The organism is Stenotrophomonas sp. YJH_SMC_37, assembly GCF_059370035.1.
This window is the reverse complement of sequence record NZ_JCAFTG010000001.1, coordinates 285006-301893: the sequence shown is the minus strand read 5'-3', so window position 1 is coordinate 301893 and position 16888 is coordinate 285006. Positions and strand designations below refer to the sequence as shown.

Below are 16888 nucleotides of genomic sequence, written 5' to 3'. Positions count from 1 at the left end.
CGTGCCATCTGACTAAGCGCACAACCGATCAGTAAATGATAGGCATTCGCATTTCATGAATCAAGCATGACGATGCCGTGGAGCGCTGGCGGCTAGAACCTGAACACCACGGTTGCCGCGTGCAGCAGCAGGCCGATCAGCCCGCCGACCAGGGTGCCGTTGAAGCGGATGAACTGCAGGTCACGGCCCACGCTCAGTTCCAGCTGTTCGACCAGGTGCCGCTCGTCCCAGCCCTTCACGGTCTGCGCGATATGCGTGGTGACGCCCTCGCGCAGGCGCCCGGTCAGGCGCTGCGCACCTTCCATCAGATGCTGGTTCAGTGCCTCGCGCAGCGCCGGGTCGGCCTGCAGGCTGGCACCGAGCGAACCCAGGCTGCGCTGCAGGTGGCCGACCAGCGCCGAATCCTCGCGCTGCAGGTCCGCCCGCAGGCTGGCGTGGATGCGCGCCCACAGCCCCTGCACGTACTCCTGCAGGGCCGGGTGGTCGATCATTTCCTGCTTGAGCTGCTCGATGCGCTCGGCCAGCGCCGGATCCTCGCGCAGGCGCTGCACGTAGTTCTGCAACCAGGTCTCGTAGTCCTGGCGCAGCGGATGCTGCGGCTCGGCCAGCACCTGCTGCAGCTCTTCCAGCACCGCGCGGGCCAGGCGTTCGGCCAGGCTGTCGCCGATCTCGTCGATCGGCTTGACCCAGTTCACCGTGCTCGACAGCGTCGGCCATTCGCGCTGGATGTAACGCACGATCAGCTGCGAGGCGCGCTCCTTCACTTCCGGCTGCTCCAGCCAGCGTCCCAGGCGCTGCAGGCCCTCGTCCAGCACGCGCTGGTGGCGCCCATCGGCGGTCAGCAGGGCCAGCAGCTCACCGGCGGTGGCGGCGGCATTCCACTGCCGCAGCTGCTGCACCACAAAGGCGTGCAGCTGGCGGCGTACGGCGGTTTCGTCGAAGAAATCCAGTGCCTGCAGCGCCCAGCCGCGGGCCATGTCGGCCAGCATGCGCGAGCGTGCCGGGTCGGCCAGCCAGCTGCCGAGGCGGCTGGCCGGATCGAACACCTGCAGCTTGGCCAGCAGCACCCCCGGCTCCAGGAACTGGTCGCGCACGAACAGCGCAAGGCTGTCGCCGATGCGTTCCTTGCTGCGCGGGATGATCGCGGTGTGCGGGATCGGCAGGCCCATCGGCCGCCGGAACAGCGCGACCACGGCGAACCAGTCGGCCAGCGCGCCCACGGCTGCGGCTTCGCAGAAGGCCGAGACCCAGGCCCAGATGCCGCGCTCGCCCTGCCAGTGGCTGATCGCGAATCCGGCCAGCATCAACAGCAGCAGGCCCAGTGCGAGGGCTTTCAGGCGCCGCAGCTGGGCGCGGCGCGGATCGTGGGCAGGCGTCATTGCACGAGTCTAACCGCAGCCCGGTGATGCCTGCCTGTAGAGCCGAGCCCATGCTCGGCTGCCTTGCGCGCGGCAAACCGCAGCCGAGCATGGGCTCGGCTCTACATGAGAGGTTCGCGTTTTTTAAAGCGCTTCCAGCTGCTTGCGCAGCGCGGCCAGCTGCGCGCGCAGGGTGTCGTTCTCGCGGGTCAACGCGACCACGCGGCGGCGCAGGGCCGGGGCATCCTCGCCCAGCTGTTCCAGCGCCAACAGCACTTCGGCATCGCGGCTGGCGATCTCGTCCTCATTTGCCTCCTCGAAATCCATCTCGGCTGCTTCCGGCTTCGGCGCGCGCGGCTTGCGCTTGGACTCGCGCACGCGCTTGGCGGCCTGCTTCAGCTCGTCCTTGCCACCGGCGGCGGCAGCGCGCTGCTCCTCTTCGGGCAGGTCGGCCACGGCCGCAGCGGCGCTGATCGAGATCACGCCGGCCTTCACCGCCTCCACCACTTCGGGTGCAGCCTGGGCATGGATGCGCTCGATCATGCCGACCTGGCTGGTACTCAGCTTGGCTTCGCGGGCCAGCTCAGCACGGCTGAGCTTCGGGGCCGGCTCCCACGGCGGGCTGTCTTCGCCGCCTTCGTCGGTGATGTCCGCGGTGCCGTCGCTCTCGCGCTGCAGCTGGGCCTGCTCGACCTGCTTGCGGGCGGCCAGGATGTCGCGCTTGCGCAGCGCCAGCACGCCGCGCTGGAAGTCGGACACGCTGCGACGGCCCAGGTGCTGCTCGATCATCCACAGGTGCACGTCTTCCATGCTCTGGAAGCGGGTGTTCTGTACGGTGTTGAAGGGCAGGCCATGCTTCTGGCAGATGCCGAAGCGGTTGTGGCCGTCGACCAGTACGTTGCCCCACAGGACCAGCGCGTCACGACAGCCCTCGGCCAGGATGCTGCGCTCCAGCGCGTCATGTTCGTCCGCGGTCAGCGGGTCGATATAGGCCTTCAGTTCTTCTTTGACGACGATATCCATGGGCACGGCAACGAGCAGGAGCGGAACCGCCCATTGTACCCGCTCGCCGCCGCGGGCCCGGGCTCAGGCCGTGGCCCGGATCATCTCGCCCAGCGTGCCGGTGATCTGGTCGATCTGCGCCTTGTCCACGATCAGCGGCGGTGACAGCGCGATGATGTCACCGGTGCAGCGCACCAGCAGCCGGCCATCGTGGAAGCAGCGCCGGAACACCTCGTAGCCGCGGCTGCCGGGCATGTCCCGGCGTGGCGCCAACTCGACCGCCCCGACCAGCCCGAAGTTGCGGATGTCGATCACGTTGGGCAGGCCCTGCAGCGCATGCAGCCGTTCCTGCCAGTATTCGCCCAGTTCGATGGCCCGCTCGAACAGGCGCTCCTCGGCGTAGACCTCCAGAGTGGCCAGCGCGGCCGCACAGGCCAGCGGGTGACCAGAGTAGGTATAGCCGTGGAACAGCTCGATGGCCTGCGGTGGCGCCTGCATCAGCGTAGCGTGCACCGCATCGCTGGCCAGCACGCCGCCCAGCGGCACCGCGCCGTTGCTGACCGCCTTGGCGAAGGTCAGCAGGTCGGGGGTGACCCCGAAGCGCTGTGCGGCGAAGGGCATACCGACCCTGCCGAAGCCGGTGATGACCTCATCGAACACCAGCAGGATGCCGTGGTGATCGCACAGCTCGCGCAGGCGCTGCAGGTAGCCCGGCGCCGGCAGGATGACCCCGGCGGACCCAGCGATGGGCTCGACGAAGACCGCCGCGATGGTCGAGGCGTCATGCAGCGCGATCAGCCGCTCCAGGTCGTCGGCCAGTTCAGCGCCCTGGCGCGGCAGGCCCCTGCTGAATGCATTGCGCTGCAGGTCCAGGGTGTGGCGCAGGTAGTCCACGCCGCCCAGCTGCAGGCCGAACGCCCTGCGGTTGTTGGGCAAGCCGCCTAGTGCCATGCCGCCGAAGCCGACGCCGTGGTAGGCCTTCTCGCGGCTGATGAAGCGCGTGCGCTGGCCCTCGCCGCGCTGGCGGTGGTAGGCCAGCACGATCTTCATCGCGGTATCCACCGCCTCCGAGCCGGAGCTTGTGAAGAACACATGGTTCAGGGGCGTTGGTGCCAATGCGGCCAGCCGCTGCGCCAGCGCGAATGCCGGCGGCGAGCCCATCTGGAAGGCGGGCGAGTAATCCAGCGTGCGTGCCTGATCGACGATGGCCTCGACGATGCGCGGCCGCGCGTGGCCGGCGTTGCAGCACCACAGGCCGGCGGTACCGTCGAGGATCTGGCGGCCGTCGACATCCTCGTAGTGCATGCCCTCGGCACGCACCAGCACACGCGGCGCCGCCTTGTACTGGCGGTTGGAGGTGAACGGCATCCAGTACGCCTCCAGTGATTCCGGGCGCTGGGTAGCAAGGTCGTGCAGGTCGCTTCCGGGACGCTTCATGCCAGCTCCGTCGGGTCCGATGGGGGAAATGTAGCGCAGCCACGTCACGGTGAAGTCGCGGTCGCGCCGGTATAACCGGGGAAACTGTTCCGTGGAGCCCGACATGGCCGACTTTCCCCACCGCAGCCACTGGCAGGCGTTGTCGCAGCAGCTTTCGATGCCCGGCCAGGCCTTCATCGATGGCCGCTACACCGACGCCGCCAGCGGCGCCCGCTTCGACTGCATCAGCCCCATCGATGGCCGTGTGCTCGCGGCGGTCGCCGACTGCGATGCACAGGACGTGGAGCGCGCAGTGCTGGCGGCGCGGCGTGCCTTCGATGCGGGCCACTGGTCGCAGGCCAGCCCGGCGCATCGCAAGCGCGTGTTGCTGGCGCTGGCCGCGCTGGCGGAGAAGCACGCCGATGAGCTGGCGCTGCTGGAAACCCTGGATATGGGCAAGCCGGTGCGCGACGCACGCCGTATCGACCTGCCCGGCGTGGTGCGCTGCCTGGCCTGGACCGCCGAAGCGGTGGACAAGCTGTACGGGGAAATCGCGCCGACCGGCCCACACGAGCTGGGGCTGGTCACGCGCGAGCCTGCCGGCGTGGTGGCGGCGGTCGTGCCATGGAATTTCCCGTTGCTGATGGCCTGCTGGAAGATCGCGCCGGCACTGGCGATGGGCAATTCGGTGGTCCTCAAGCCGTCCGAGCGTTCGCCACTGTCGGCGTTGCGGCTGGCGGCGCTGGCGGCCGAGGCGGGCCTGCCGGACGGAGTGCTGAACGTGCTGCCCGGCCATGGTGCGCGCGTGGGCGAGCCCTTGGCGCTGCACATGGATGTGGACGTGCTGGCCTTCACCGGTTCCACCGCCACCGGTGCGAAGCTGCTGGAGTATGCAGGACGGTCCAACCTCAAGCGGGTCTGGCTGGAATGCGGTGGCAAGAGCCCCCACCTGGTGTTCGCCGACGCGCCGGACCTGGACGCAGCGGCCAAGGCCGTGGCGCAGGGCATCTTCTTCAACCAGGGCGAAGTCTGCACCGCTGGCTCGCGGCTGCTGGTGCAGCGCTCGATCCGTGAGGACTTCGTGCACCAGGTGATTGCCTATGGCCAGCACATGCAGCCCCGCCATCCACTGGAGGCCGATGCACCGATGGGTGCGCTGGTCGACGCCGCGCACGTGGACAAGGTGCTGGCCGATATCGCCCGTGCCGAAGGCGAGGGCGCTCGTCTGCTGATGGGGGGCCATCGGGCCGAGGTGGAGTCCGGCGGCTGCTACGTGCAGCCCACGGTGTTCGACCAGGTGCGTCCGGACCACGCGTTGGCACGCGAGGAAGTGTTCGGGCCAGTGCTGGCCGTGCTTGGTTTCGACGACGAGGCCGAAGCGGTGCGCGTGGCCAATGACAGCCGCTATGGATTGGCGGCGGGCCTGTGGACGCGTGACCTGGGCCGCGCCCATCGTGTCGCACGCCAGCTGCGCGCCGGCAGCGTCTGGGTGAACGGCTGGGACGGTGGTGACATGACCGCCCCGTTCGGTGGCTACAAGCAGTCCGGCAACGGCCGGGACAAATCGCTGCATGCGTTCGACAAGTACAGCGAGATCAAGGCCACCTGGATCCAGCTGTAACGACGCGCCCGCCGAGCGCTTTTCGTAGAGCCGAGCCCACGCTCGGCTGCTGTTTGCTCTTTGTAGAGTCGAGCCATGCTCGACTGCTCTTCGCGAAATGCAGCCGAGCATGGCTCGGCTCTACAAAATGCGAAAAGCCGTCGAGCAAGCTCGACGCCACAGTAATGCGACTACCGGCAGCGCGCGCTCACCTGCAGCACCGCCGCACGCAGCATGTCGCGGTCGGCTTCTTCGACGGCGTTCTGGAAATAGTCCATGTCCTGCTTGCCCAGCTCGCACGGGTCGACGATGTAGCCCGGTGGCCACAAACCCAGCAGTTGCGCGACGCCATGCACGATCTGCTCGGGGGTCATCTGCCGACGGATCGGGAAGTAGTTGCGGCGCGCCGCGAATGCCGGGTGTATCTCGCGGCGACCAATAAGACGCGGAGCGACACCCGCAGCGCTGATGCCGTCACCACCGTCGATGCTGCCCGCAGGCAGACTCAGGATCAGTGGCGCCACCGCAGCCGCGTTTTCCGCGGCAGGCTGGGCGCTGTCTGCCTGCGCAACCGGGGCAGGGCGGGGCATCACCGATGCGGCCGGACGCGTCATCTGTGCGGAGGGCAAGGTCGGCTGCTTGGCTACCGGCGTCGGCAGTTCCGGTGGCAGCCAACGCAGCAAGATCCGTGGGCCGTCGTCGCTGCGCAGTTCGATCCGGCCGCTGTCCAGCAGCCACAGAGCAAGCCCGCCATGCACCAGCAGTACCACCAGCCACGCCGCCATCCGCGGCAGCTTCGGCGAATCGGACCACGACAGCGCGACTGCAGTCATCGGCAAAGCGTCCATGCAGGGACCGGTGGCGCAGCCTAGCGGGTGGCCCGAAAAATCCCGTTGGCATCGGTGTCGGCTGAAACCATCGCCCCGTGCGGCCATCGGCCCGTGGCAGAATCGGGCGATCCGCCGTTACCCGTGTTGCCGATGTCGACGATCACCGCTGCCGCACCGCCCGTGAATTCCCCCCGTCGTGTCCTGCTGGCCAGCCTGATCGGCACCACCATCGAATTCTTCGATTTCTACATCTACGCCACGGCCGCCGTGCTGGTGTTCCCGCACCTGTTCTTCCCGGACAGCAGCGAGCAGGCAGCCCTGCTGCAGTCACTGGCAACGTTCGCGGTCGCGTTCATCGCGCGCCCGGTGGGCTCGGCAGTGTTCGGCCACTTCGGTGACCGTATCGGCCGCAAGGCCACGCTGGTGGCCGCGCTGCTGACCATGGGCCTGTCCACGGTGCTGATCGGCCTGTTGCCCACCCATGCACAGATTGGCCTGTGGGCCCCCGCGTTGCTGGCGCTGTGCCGCTTCGGCCAGGGCCTGGGGCTGGGTGGCGAGTGGGGCGGGGCGGTGCTGCTGGCCACTGAGAACGCTCCGCCGGGCAAGCGCGCCTGGTACGGCATGTTCCCGCAGCTGGGCGCGCCACTCGGCTTCCTGTTGTCGGCCGGCATCTTCCTGGTGTTGGGCCGTTGCCTGAGCCAGGGTGACTTCCTGCAGTGGGGCTGGCGCATTCCGTTCGTGGCCAGCGCGCTGCTGGTCGGCCTTGGCCTGTGGGTGCGGTTGAACATCCACGAGACCCCCGACTTCAAGCAGGCGCTGGAGCGCAAGGCGCCGGTGCGGCTGCCGATGTGGACGGTGCTGCGTGACCACCCGGTGCCGATGCTGCTGGGTACCCTGGGCGCGTTCGCCACCTTCGTGCTGTTCTACCTGATGACCGTGTTCAGCCTCGGCCATGGCACGGCGGTGCTGGGTTACAGCCGCGAGCAGTTCCTGCTGATGCAGATGGCCGGCATGCTGTTCTTCGCGCTGGGCATCCCGCTGTCGGCACGCTATGGCGACCGCTGGGGCACCCGTCGCACCATGATCGTCGCCAGCGTGCTGATTGTCGGCTTCGGCGTGCTGTTCGCACCGCTGTTCCAGCCGCACAGCCCATGGCTGGTCACTGCGTTCCTGTGCCTGGGATTGTTCCTGATGGGGCTGACCTACGGCCCCTGTGGCACCTTCCTGGCCGAAATCTACCCGGTGGAAGTGCGCTACACAGGCGCCTCGCTGTCATTCAACCTGGCCGGCATTCTGGGTGCGGCGCCGGCGCCGTACCTGGCCACCTGGCTGGCGGAACGCTTCGGCCTGGTCGCGGTCGGCTACTACCTGTGCCTGACTGCGGTAGCTACCCTGTGCGCGCTGGTAGCACTGCACCGGCGCGCCCTGCGGCTCAACCAAAGAAGCGCTTGAGCGTGCGCCCCAGCCAGCCGCCGCCCTGGTGTTCGCGGGCGAACTGGTTCAGGTGCGCCTTGACCTGTTCGGCATAGGCCTGGTCATCACCGCGGATGTGGTTGAACAGCCAGCGCGAGAGCATGGTGCGTAGTTCGTCGCTGATGTCCTCGCCGGCCTGGAAGCGCATGCGGTATTCCGATACCCGCTTGATGAAGACCTCGTGCACGCGCTTGTGCGCGGTACAGAACGGATAGCCCGCCTCTTCCATCAGCTCTTCCTCGAACGCGAAGTGCGACATGGTGTAGTCCACCACTTCGTCGATCACTTCACCCACCGCCGCACGCTGCATGCTGGCCTGTGCCACGTGCAGGTGGTTGAGCATCTCGATGATGCGGCGGTGTTGTTGGTCGATCACATCGATGCCGATGTTCAGATCGTCCTGCCAGACCAGTAGTGCCATCCCCCGGCTCCCCTTCATGCGTATGTCGGGGCCGACTGTAGAACTGCCGCGCGGGTGCGGCGTTGATCTGGATCAAGGCGGGCCGGTCAGGGCAGCGCCGGCTCGCGGGGGCGCAGCGGGCTGGCCACCGTGGTGCAGCTGACCCGGTTGCGGCCACCGGCCTTGGCCAGGTACAGCTGGCGGTCGGCCTCGGAGATCAGCCGGTGCAGCGCATCGCGCTGCGGGCGCAGGCAGCACAGGCCGATGCTCACGGTCATGCGCAGGGTAGCGCTGCCGATGTCCACTTCCAGCGCAGCGATGCGCTGGCGCAGTTCCTCGAAGTACAGCAGCGCCTCGTCCTGTTCCATGTCCGGCACCAGCAGGCAGAACTCCTCGCCACCGAAGCGTGCGATCAGGTCCTGGCTGCGTGCATGTGCGGCCACCGCGCCGGCCACCGAGCGCAGCGCATCATCGCCGGCCTCGTGGCCGTGGGTGTCGTTGATGTGCTTGAAGTGGTCGATGTCGATCATCGCCACCGCCACGCACTGGCCATGCAGCTGCAGCTGTGGCAGCTGGCGCTGGCTCTGTTCCAGGAAGAAGCGTCGGTTGGGCAGCCCGGTGAGGAAGTCGCGGGTGGCCAGATCCTGCAGAGTGCCGATCAGCTCCAGCTGGTCCACGTTCTGCGAGACGCGGCAGAAAAACTCCTCGCGCGAGAACGGCTTGCGCAGAAAGTCGTTCGCACCGTTCTTAAGGAAGCGTGGGATCAGCGAGGCATCGGTATTGCCGGAGATGCCGATCACCGCCACCTTGTCGCGCGAGCGCAGGGTACGCAGGCGGCGGGTGAACTCCACGCCCTGCATGCCGGGCATTTCCTGATCGACCACCGCCAGGCGGATTGCCGGATGCGCCTCGATGGCAGCCAGGCCCTCGTTGCCGTCGGCGGCTTCATGCACCTCATGGCCGTACATGCGCAGCAGGGCCGCAGCGTAGCCACGCGCAGACGGCGAATCGTCCACCACCAGCGCGGCGATGCGGCGGTTGCGTTCCAGCCGCTGCACCAGCCACACCAGGTAATCGATGCTGCCGGGGGTGTTCTTCAGCACGTAATCGATGATCTGCTGCTGCAGCACGCGCTTGCGCAGGTCCTCGTCGTACACGCCGCTGACCACCACCGTTGGCAGGTCGCGCTTCAGGAAGAACTCGACCACCGCATCACGGTCGCCGTCGGCCAGCACCAGCCCGGTCAGCACCAGGAACCAGCCGGCACCTTCGCTGAGCAGGCGATCGGCCTCGGCGAGGGTGGAAGCGATCACCACCGGCAGTTCCAGGCGCTGTTCGATGGCTTCGCGCAGCATGCCGGTGAACGCACGGGAATTTTCGACCAGCAGGATCCGCTGTGGCAGGGGATCGGCCAGGTCGCCATCGACGGCGGCCTGCGGCAGGACGGGCATGATGCGGTGGCTCACAAAGGAGGGCTCGGCACGGATAGCGGCGGTTTCGGGCGTAACTTTAGCGGTCCATGGCGGGTGTGTCTGGCGATTTGTAGCTCAGATTAAGGAACGGTCGATGATGGTCTCTGTGTGGGCTCAGATAGCGCGATCCGGAGCCGATTGTGACGGCACTGCACCGCGCCGCCGTAGGGCAGGATTCGGCCAGAGAGTCGTTCAACGGCCTGACTCATGGTGTGAGTCGACAACCCTTGTCTGCGATCGAGCAGGCCCACCACCACGACGATGCCGCGCTGACGTCCGGCAACGCCACAGCGAGCCCGGATGCAGATCTGACCGGATTCCAATTCCAGCAGAATCGATACTGCTTCGATCACGGTGCGGTAGATCGCCAGTTGAAGCTCTACGCTCAACAGGCAGGGGTTGCCGGCAAGGTCATGCACCGTGACGCGATCGCTGTTCTTCCAGACTCCACTTGCGCCACCTGCTTGCAGGGTGACGTAGAGCCCGACTTGCTCCAGTCCGGTCGGATAAACCAGGCTGGCCTGCTCCCGGAAAAGGCGTGAATGCACGGAGGAGGCATGTAGCAGGCTGCTCGCTACCGCGTGGTGGCCTTGGGATTTCAGCCAGTTGACCATCTCGCCGAGCGAGCTGTCCATGCCTTCTCCCAAGTGCTTGAGATGGATGGCCCGTTCACGCAGCTCACGTTCGCTGGTTTGGTGGGAACTGCGTGCCAGACGTAGTGTCGTTTCCTCGGCCAGGCCGCGGGATCGGGCGCGCTGATGGTGATAGCTGATGCTGGAACCGAGCGCAAGCAACGCGACACTCATCACCGCCATGTTCTGTTGGGTGGAAAACGTGCCCAGATCGAACGAGGCCGGCAGGCCGGTGCTGGGGGTGGCGAAATGAAGTGGAAGGTTCAACAGTGGAATCGCGATGGCAGCGCCACGCCATCCATGCATGAAGGTCAAGGTGATGGCGGGCAATGCCGCCAACAGCACAAGGTGCGTACGGGTCGAATGGGCATTCGTCGAAATCAGCTGCATGCATAGCCCCAAGGCCAGCATCAGGGCAATGGCCACGAGGGATGGAACGAGCAACCTCTTCTGCCATGGAGAACCGGAGCGCCGCCGGGCCCAAAGAAGGGCCAGTGGAGCCATGGTGATGATCGCGGCAAAATGACCAAATACCACTCTTTCGGCAGCATCCAGCAGCGTATCTGGGGGAGGAACTGGCCACAGCAGGCGAGAAAGACTCAGGTTGACACCGGTGACCGCAACTGCTGCCGACGTTGAGAGGGACAGCAGCCAGAATCCGGTGGCTGCCTCGGATATGGTTTTTCTCAGATGGAGGTGAACTATCAGCATCGCCATCGGCATCAGCAGCGTGGACGCCAGGATGACCCATTCCAGGCCGTACTCGTCGATCGTAGGGATGCGCAGATATGCAAAGTAGCCCCATTCTCCCAGCAATACATAAGGCCATCGACGTTGTGGAACGATCAAAAGCGCTGCCACCCGGATACCGGCAGGAAGGAAAAACTGGTCCAGGGAAAACTGTCGGGCGGATATGCAGGCAATAGCGTAGGCGGCAGCCAAGAGAAGCCCGGCCGGGTGCACCGGAATGCCGGCTAGTGCCATGTTCTTCACGGCGCTCCATCTCGGATGGGCTGGTACGCGAGCAACGCTCACATTCTCTCGGGGCGGTAACGGTCCAGCGGCGAAAGTAGCGATACTTCGCGGGGTGTGCAACGGTATTGGCAGAAACTCCGCCGTTGTTCGTATCCACGTAGGGCGAGTGATGTGAACGGCGGGGTTGTGAGTGGCGCAGGTATGCTGACAGGGAGGCGAATCCTGAGATTGTTCACGTCGCCATGGGGCACTCAGGGGATATTGCACTATCTGCCAGGGCCGCGCCTGTGTTGCCTTGATGTTGTCCACCTTTCAATCATGGAGATGCCTGTGAGATTTTCCCGGTTGTCGAAGTTGAGCGCCGCTGCTGCGCTGCTGGTCGTTCCTGCGCTGTCGTTTGCCTGCTGTCCGGGCGGAGGGCAGGGTGTGCCACTGGCAACGGCTGGGTTGGGTGAGAGCCAGCCCGCAGCGCTTGATCTGAGTTCAGATCCCGCATGGCTTGTCTACGCATTCGAGCGGGATGGGGTGTCGTACTACCAGGTCAATGATTTGACCGGCCAGGTCAATCTGATCGTTGCCAACATCGAATCGACGTTCTGGGCCTTGCCGGCCGGCAAGACCGTAGCTCGCGTGTCGCTGCCGTCCAAGCCTCTGGCGATACCGAAGAATGCTCGCCGCAGCGTTGTCTTCCGCGGGCCTGATTTTTCTCTGGTCGTCTATGGAGAGGGGCGTGGGGCAGTCTGGTCGGTCGAGCGCGGGGTCAGTAACAAATGACGGGCTGAATACAGGTGGCCTGCCTGTGGCTTGCTTCGCAGAGGGAGGAAACACCTCTACGGGGGCGAGCCACAGGCGTCGCCTGGGCTATTGATCGTCCGCCTGTGATCACTGGCGCGCGGGCGTCTCGCAAATGTCGTTTCGCTTGTATGGAAGTGTTCCGCGCTCGGACTCGCCTGCAGTGTCCAGCAACACCATGGTGATGCGGTGGCCCCGGCATTGCACGCGTCCCGAATAGGCGTGCACGCGTGCAGAGAGTCGATCAATGGCGCTTTCCATGGTTCGCGAGGCGAGTGCGCGATGTCGGTCCAGCAGCGCGACCCTCAGCACGATACCGTGCATGCCTCTATAGCGACCGCAGCGAGCGCTGATCTGGATCTGGCCGGTTTCGTCCTTCAGGAAAAGCGATACGGCTTCGGCAAAGGTGCGATACGCGGCAAGTTGCAGGCCCATGCTCAGCTGGCATGGATCCCCGCCAAGTATCGGACGGACGATCCGGTGGCTGGCGTTCCAGGTTTCGCTGAGTCCACCCGCACGCAAGGCGACATAGAGGCCTGCATGCTCGAGCTCCGTGGGATAGACCATACTGGTCAGTTCACGGAATCGCCGTGAGCGTTGCGAGAAGGTGCGGAGCAGATCAGACGCAGGAACTTCATGGCCATCGGCCTTGAGTTGTTGCACAGTCTCTCCCAGAGCCTCTTCGATGTCATCTGCAATCTGGCGCAGGCCCAGCGCGCGTTCGCGCAGGTCCTGCTCGTTGGCAAGATGCGCCGAGCGCGAGAGTGCATTGACCCGTGATGCTGACATCGCTACAGGTGTGCGCTGATTGTAATGATGGGTGATGCGCGGTCCCAGCGCGATAAGCGCTGTACTGGTGATGGCAATGATCTGCTGGGTGAAGAAGGTGGTCTCGTCGAATGAGCCGGGGAGACCCGTGGTCGGCATGGTCTGGCTGAGGATGATGTTCATCAGCGGAACACCTACAGCGGCCCCCCGCCAACCGTGCATGCAAGTCAGTGCGATGACTGGCAGCACCAGCAACAACTGCAGCGTTGCTCGTGCAGAGTGATCCTCCGTGCCGACCTGGAGCAGCAGAGCGCCCAGCATGCCCAGCGAAGTGAGGGCAGCGATGGTCGGTCGGCGTCGCCAGGTCGTCCAGTCGTAGCCGCTGTGTCGGCGTATCCAGAGCAGCGCCAGGGGCGCGACCGTAAGGATTGCAATGTAGTCGCTGAGCACGTAGAGCATCGCGTTCGTGTAGAACGGCATGCTCGGTGGAGCTGGCCACAGCATGTGAATCAGACCGAGCTTGAGAGAAGTGGCCACCAGCGCAGCGGATGCCGCGATCGAAAGCAACCAGCTTTCGGTGGTGGAAGCTATCAGCTTGTGGTGAAGATGAACGATCAGCGCCACCGCGGGTATGAGGCACGCAGATCCGAAAATGACCCAGGCCATTCCGTAATCTTCAATCATCGGATAGCGCATGTGGGCGAAGTAGGCATACTCGCCAAGGACCAGATACGCCCACATTCGCTTCGGGGTCAGCAAGAGCGCCGCAACACGGATTCCAGCCGGAAGGAAGAACTGATCGACGGAAAGGTGCCAGGTGGCCCAGCACGCGACAGCGTAGAGTACCGCCAGCGCAAGGCCTGCCGGGCGGATACGGAAACTCAGCTCAAAGCCATTTCTCAGCCACTTCAAACGCAAGCCTCCCCTGCTCGTCGAACACTATCGCTGTCCAGTCGATACATGACGCACTCCCTTTAGCGCGACAGTATCGATAGATTCAGATGGGTGCAATCTCACCCTTCTATCCGTGATGCGGACATACGAAAAGGAGACTTGGGGAATGTCACTGCAAGGTTGTGATATTCATCGCATTTTTCACCTGGCTACCAAGAGTGGGGGGCTGTCCCAGGCGGCTTCAGTCCGGCAGGTACACCGGTTCCCCAGACCGAGGCCTCTTCGCCCTGTGATGCATCGGCTGCTTCAATCAGCATCAGCCTGATTCTCCTACGGCCACAATGCAGCGCACCACGATAGGCGGTTATCCGAGCCGATAATTGGGACGTCGCAAGATCGAAGGTTGCCGTTGACAGCGTCTGATGCGGATCCATCGCCGCAACCACAACGACGATGCCGCGGTGACCGGCACGTTGCCCGCAGCGGGCCCGGACCATGAGCTGGCCTTTTTCGCTGCCCAGGAGGATCGAAACCGCTTCGACGATCGAGCGATAGGCTGCCAGCTGCAGACCGGGGCTGAGCTGGCAGGGATCACCCATCAACCTGGGTTGCCCGATTCGATGCGTGGCGTTCCAAGCCTCACGCACCCCACCGGCTTGCAACGCCACATACAAGCCCAGTCGTTCCAGGGCGGCGGGATAGATCATGCTGGCCTGGGCCCGGAACAGGCGTGAATGCACCTCCGAGGTATGCCGCAGGCTGTCAGCCACGGCGTGATGGCCCTGCGCATGCAGCCAGTTCACCATTTCGTTCAGCGACAGGTCCATGCCATCGCCCAACTGGCGCAGATGGGCCGCGCGCTCACGCAGGTCCATCTCGCTGGCCAGATGTGAATTCCGTGCAAGCTGCAGTGCCGCTCTGCCATCTTCCTCGCGCAACCGGTGCTGGTTCTGGAAGTGGGTGATGCGCGCGCCCAGCAACAGCAGGGCGATGCTGGCGATGGCCATGGCCTGCTGGGTAGCGAAGGTCGCTTGATCGAATGACGCCGGGTGGTCCGAAGGGGTGCTCAGGCCAAGGATCATGTTCACGGCAGCGACACCGATGGCCGCACCGCGCCATCCCAGTAGGCAGGTCAGGGCGATTGCGGGAATAGGCAGGATCAACAACAACTGCAGCGAGCCAGGCGCCGTGATCGAGGCAGGTACCGGAGTCGCCTGTCGGCCAACGAGCAGCATGGCTGCGAGTGCTCCTGCCACAGCAGCAACTGACCGGGGCGTCCATTGCTCCTCGGCGCGGCGTATCCACAGTAGTGCCAGAGGCGCCAGGATCAGGATGCCAGTGAAATCGCCCAGCGCATAGCGCAGCACGTTGGTGAGAAATGTCTCTTCATGCAACGGTTCCCAGATCAGGTACGAGATGCCCAGGTTGAGCAGGCTGACGACCGTCGCGGCGCATACCGCAATGGAGATCACGCCGAGGATCGTGGTGCGCGCCAGCAGCTTCCGGTGCAGGCGCACAATCAGCATCACGGCGGGCATCAGGAACACCGAGGCCAGGATCACCCAGGTCAGGTTGTATTTGCTGATCAGGGGGATGCGCAGATGCGCGAAGTAGGCGTATTCACCAATCAGCAGGTAGGGCCACAGTCGAGGCGGGCACAACAGCAATGCGGCCACCCGTACGCCGGCAGGCAGGAAGAACTGGTCCAATGACAACTTGCGCGCACCCCAGCAGGCGACGGCATAGACGAGTGCCAGCGCCAGCCCTTCGGGGCTGACCCGTATCCTCACCAGCAGGCCGTCTTTCCACCACTGCATCCTCGTGCTCCCCCAGCTCCTGCATCGATTATGTGGCTGGGAAGGGTCCCGCTACCACAACGCATCCCGCAGCTTGTACCACGACATCGCCGCCACCAGCAGTGGCGTGCGCAGCAGCCGGCCGCCAGGGAAGGGGGCATGCCGCAGGCGCTGGAACACGTCCAGGCGCTCGCTCTGGCCTGTAATAGCAGCGGCGATCACCTCACCGGCCAGCCCGGCGGCGGCCACCCCATGGCCGGAGAACCCCTGCGCGAAGTACAGATTGCCGTCCAGCCGGCCCCAATGCGGGGCGCGGTTGCGGGTAATGTCCACATAACCGCCCCAGACCTGCTCCAGTGGCACGTCGGCCAGCTGCGGGAACACCTGGTGCATGCGCCGCTGCATCACTCCGCGCAGGCCGGGTGGGGGCAGTGCTGAATAGCTGGCACGGCCACCAAACAGCAGGCGATGGTCGTGGCTGAGACGGAAGTAATCCAGTGCCCAGGCGGTGTCGGCCACGGCCATGTTGTTGCCGATCAGGGCACGGGCGCGCTCGGCACCCAGCGGCGCGCTGGCCCCGATATAGGTGCCGACGGGCATGATCCGCCGTTCCAGCTCGGGCAGCAGGCCCTGCAACCAGGCGTTGCCGGCCACCACCAGATGCGCAGCGCGCACGCTTCCCTGCGCGGTATGCAGGGTGGGCTGCGGTCCGCGCTGCACGCGGGTCACTGCGGAGTTCTCATGGATCACCGCGCCGGCCGCACGCGCCGCATCGGCCAGTCCGCGGGCATAGGCCAGGGGCTGCAGATGCGCGCTGAGCGGATCGAACATCGCGGCGCGGTAGCGTGGGCTGTCCAGCTGTGCGCGCAGGGCATCACGGTCCCACCACTGCATGGGGTAGTCGTAGTGGCGTTGCAGATGCTCGCAGTTGGCCTGCAGGTCGCGCTCATGGCGTTCGCGGATGGCGACGCTGGCGTGGCCTTCCACCCAATGACAGTCAATGCCGTGCCGATCGATGCGTGCGCGCATCGCCTGCACCGCGTCGCGTGACCAGTCGAACAGGTGGCGCGCATCATCACGACCGAGCTGACGCTCCAGTTCGTCCACCTCGCAGCCATAGCCGACCAGCGCCTGGCCACCGTTGCGACCGGACGCGCCCCAGCCGATCCGCTGCGCGTCCAGCACCACCACGCGCTGGCCACGCGTAGCCAGTTCCAGGGCTGCGGTCAGGCCGGTATAGCCGGCGCCCAGCACCGCGACATCGGCCTGCACATCCCCCCGCAACGAGGGCAGGGCGGGCGGTTCGGGCAGGCTGGCGGCATACCAGCTGGGCGGGAAGGCGGCGCTCACCGCAGGCCTCGCGGGCGCAGTGCGGGAGGGGGGAGCGGGGGAGGACGATCAGCATTCACCCGCGTAGTTTCGCCGATGCGTGACAGCCATGGTGTGACGGCGACGACTTGCCGCCTTCGCCGGGCGACGG

General features: G+C 65.5%; 13 protein-coding genes. 3 read left to right on the top strand and 10 right to left on the bottom strand.

Going from position 1 to position 16888, the window contains the following annotated elements; translation table 11 throughout:
- Positions 1–92: 92 nt before the first annotated feature.
- The 3 genes from AC5P8J_RS01535 to aptA form a co-directional block, all read right to left on the bottom strand.
- Positions 93–1379 (bottom strand): DUF445 domain-containing protein, encoded by a 1287-nt coding sequence (locus AC5P8J_RS01535; protein ID WP_495216581.1) that lies wholly within the window; start codon positions 1377–1379, stop codon positions 93–95.
- A 123-nt stretch (positions 1380–1502) separates the two neighbouring features.
- Entirely contained in the window at positions 1503–2381 is an 879-nt protein-coding gene (locus AC5P8J_RS01530; RefSeq protein WP_019659062.1) for a hypothetical protein, read from the bottom strand.
- 63 nt (positions 2382–2444) lie between these two features.
- Positions 2445–3797, bottom strand: coding sequence for an omega-aminotransferase AptA (gene aptA / locus AC5P8J_RS01525; RefSeq protein WP_134734931.1), 1353 nt, complete (start codon positions 3795–3797; stop codon positions 2445–2447).
- Between the two features lie 103 nt (positions 3798–3900).
- Here aptA and AC5P8J_RS01520 point away from each other — a divergent pair, with 103 nt between their 5' ends.
- The gene (locus tag AC5P8J_RS01520; RefSeq protein ID WP_134734930.1) at positions 3901–5397 is read left to right on the top strand and encodes an aldehyde dehydrogenase; all 1497 of its coding nucleotides are present in this window, start codon (positions 3901–3903) and stop codon (positions 5395–5397) included.
- Between the two features lie 170 nt (positions 5398–5567).
- On the opposite strand, the gene AC5P8J_RS01515 is transcribed toward AC5P8J_RS01520, so the two are convergent.
- Positions 5568–6209 carry a hypothetical protein gene (locus tag AC5P8J_RS01515; protein WP_058979502.1) on the bottom strand — a complete coding sequence of 214 codons (642 nt, stop codon included), beginning with the start codon at positions 6207–6209 and terminating at the stop codon, positions 5568–5570.
- Positions 6210–6365: 156 nt separating this feature from the next.
- On the opposite strand from AC5P8J_RS01515, the gene AC5P8J_RS01510 reads away from it, so the two are divergent.
- Positions 6366–7658, top strand: a complete 1293-nt coding sequence (locus AC5P8J_RS01510) for an MFS transporter (RefSeq protein WP_193743841.1) — start codon at positions 6366–6368, stop codon at positions 7656–7658.
- Here AC5P8J_RS01510 and AC5P8J_RS01505 read toward each other — a convergent pair.
- The 3 genes from AC5P8J_RS01505 to AC5P8J_RS01495 form a co-directional block, all read right to left on the bottom strand.
- Positions 7639–8100 carry a bacteriohemerythrin gene (locus tag AC5P8J_RS01505; protein ID WP_134729488.1) on the bottom strand — a complete coding sequence of 154 codons (462 nt, stop codon included), beginning with the start codon at positions 8098–8100 and terminating at the stop codon, positions 7639–7641. The two genes, AC5P8J_RS01510 and AC5P8J_RS01505, sit on opposite strands and share 20 nt — an antisense overlap.
- A gap of 86 nt (positions 8101–8186) precedes the next feature.
- Entirely contained in the window at positions 8187–9530 is a 1344-nt protein-coding gene (locus AC5P8J_RS01500) for a diguanylate cyclase (protein WP_026346917.1), read from the bottom strand.
- A gap of 101 nt (positions 9531–9631) precedes the next feature.
- Positions 9632–11167, bottom strand: a complete 1536-nt coding sequence (locus AC5P8J_RS01495) for an MASE1 domain-containing protein (protein WP_021203552.1) — start codon at positions 11165–11167, stop codon at positions 9632–9634.
- A 345-nt stretch (positions 11168–11512) separates the two neighbouring features.
- On the opposite strand from AC5P8J_RS01495, the gene AC5P8J_RS01490 reads away from it, so the two are divergent.
- Positions 11513–11932, top strand: a complete 420-nt coding sequence (locus AC5P8J_RS01490; RefSeq protein WP_227853851.1) for a hypothetical protein — start codon at positions 11513–11515, stop codon at positions 11930–11932.
- A gap of 108 nt (positions 11933–12040) precedes the next feature.
- Here AC5P8J_RS01490 and AC5P8J_RS01485 read toward each other — a convergent pair whose 3' ends face one another.
- From AC5P8J_RS01485 to AC5P8J_RS01475, 3 genes are all read right to left on the bottom strand, one after another.
- Positions 12041–13630 carry an MASE1 domain-containing protein gene (locus AC5P8J_RS01485; protein WP_031270281.1) on the bottom strand — a complete coding sequence of 530 codons (1590 nt, stop codon included), beginning with the start codon at positions 13628–13630 and terminating at the stop codon, positions 12041–12043.
- Between the two features lie 191 nt (positions 13631–13821).
- Positions 13822–15429 (bottom strand): MASE1 domain-containing protein, encoded by a 1608-nt coding sequence (locus tag AC5P8J_RS01480; RefSeq protein ID WP_134734925.1) that lies wholly within the window; start codon positions 15427–15429, stop codon positions 13822–13824.
- A gap of 51 nt (positions 15430–15480) precedes the next feature.
- Positions 15481–16758 carry an NAD(P)/FAD-dependent oxidoreductase gene (locus tag AC5P8J_RS01475; RefSeq protein WP_134734924.1) on the bottom strand — a complete coding sequence of 426 codons (1278 nt, stop codon included), beginning with the start codon at positions 16756–16758 and terminating at the stop codon, positions 15481–15483.
- Positions 16759–16888 lie beyond the last annotated feature (130 nt).

Bases quoted from the DNA above. Each gene is read 5' to 3' on its own strand.
- AC5P8J_RS01530 (WP_019659062.1), bottom strand. From the start codon at position 2,381: ATGGATATCGTCGTCAAAGAAGAACTGAAGGCCTATATCGACCCGCTG.
- AC5P8J_RS01515 (WP_058979502.1), bottom strand. From the start codon at position 6,209: ATGACTGCAGTCGCGCTGTCGTGGTCCGATTCGCCGAAGCTGCCGCGG.
- AC5P8J_RS01480 (WP_134734925.1), bottom strand. From the start codon at position 15,429: ATGCAGTGGTGGAAAGACGGCCTGCTGGTGAGGATACGGGTCAGCCCC.
- aptA (WP_134734931.1), bottom strand. From the start codon at position 3,797: ATGAAGCGTCCCGGAAGCGACCTGCACGACCTTGCTACCCAGCGCCCG.
- AC5P8J_RS01500 (WP_026346917.1), bottom strand. From the start codon at position 9,530: ATGCCCGTCCTGCCGCAGGCCGCCGTCGATGGCGACCTGGCCGATCCC.
- AC5P8J_RS01505 (WP_134729488.1), bottom strand. From the start codon at position 8,100: ATGGCACTACTGGTCTGGCAGGACGATCTGAACATCGGCATCGATGTG.
- AC5P8J_RS01535 (WP_495216581.1), bottom strand. From the start codon at position 1,379: ATGACGCCTGCCCACGATCCGCGCCGCGCCCAGCTGCGGCGCCTGAAA.
- AC5P8J_RS01495 (WP_021203552.1), bottom strand. From the start codon at position 11,167: ATGGCACTAGCCGGCATTCCGGTGCACCCGGCCGGGCTTCTCTTGGCT.
- AC5P8J_RS01520 (WP_134734930.1), top strand. From the start codon at position 3,901: ATGGCCGACTTTCCCCACCGCAGCCACTGGCAGGCGTTGTCGCAGCAG.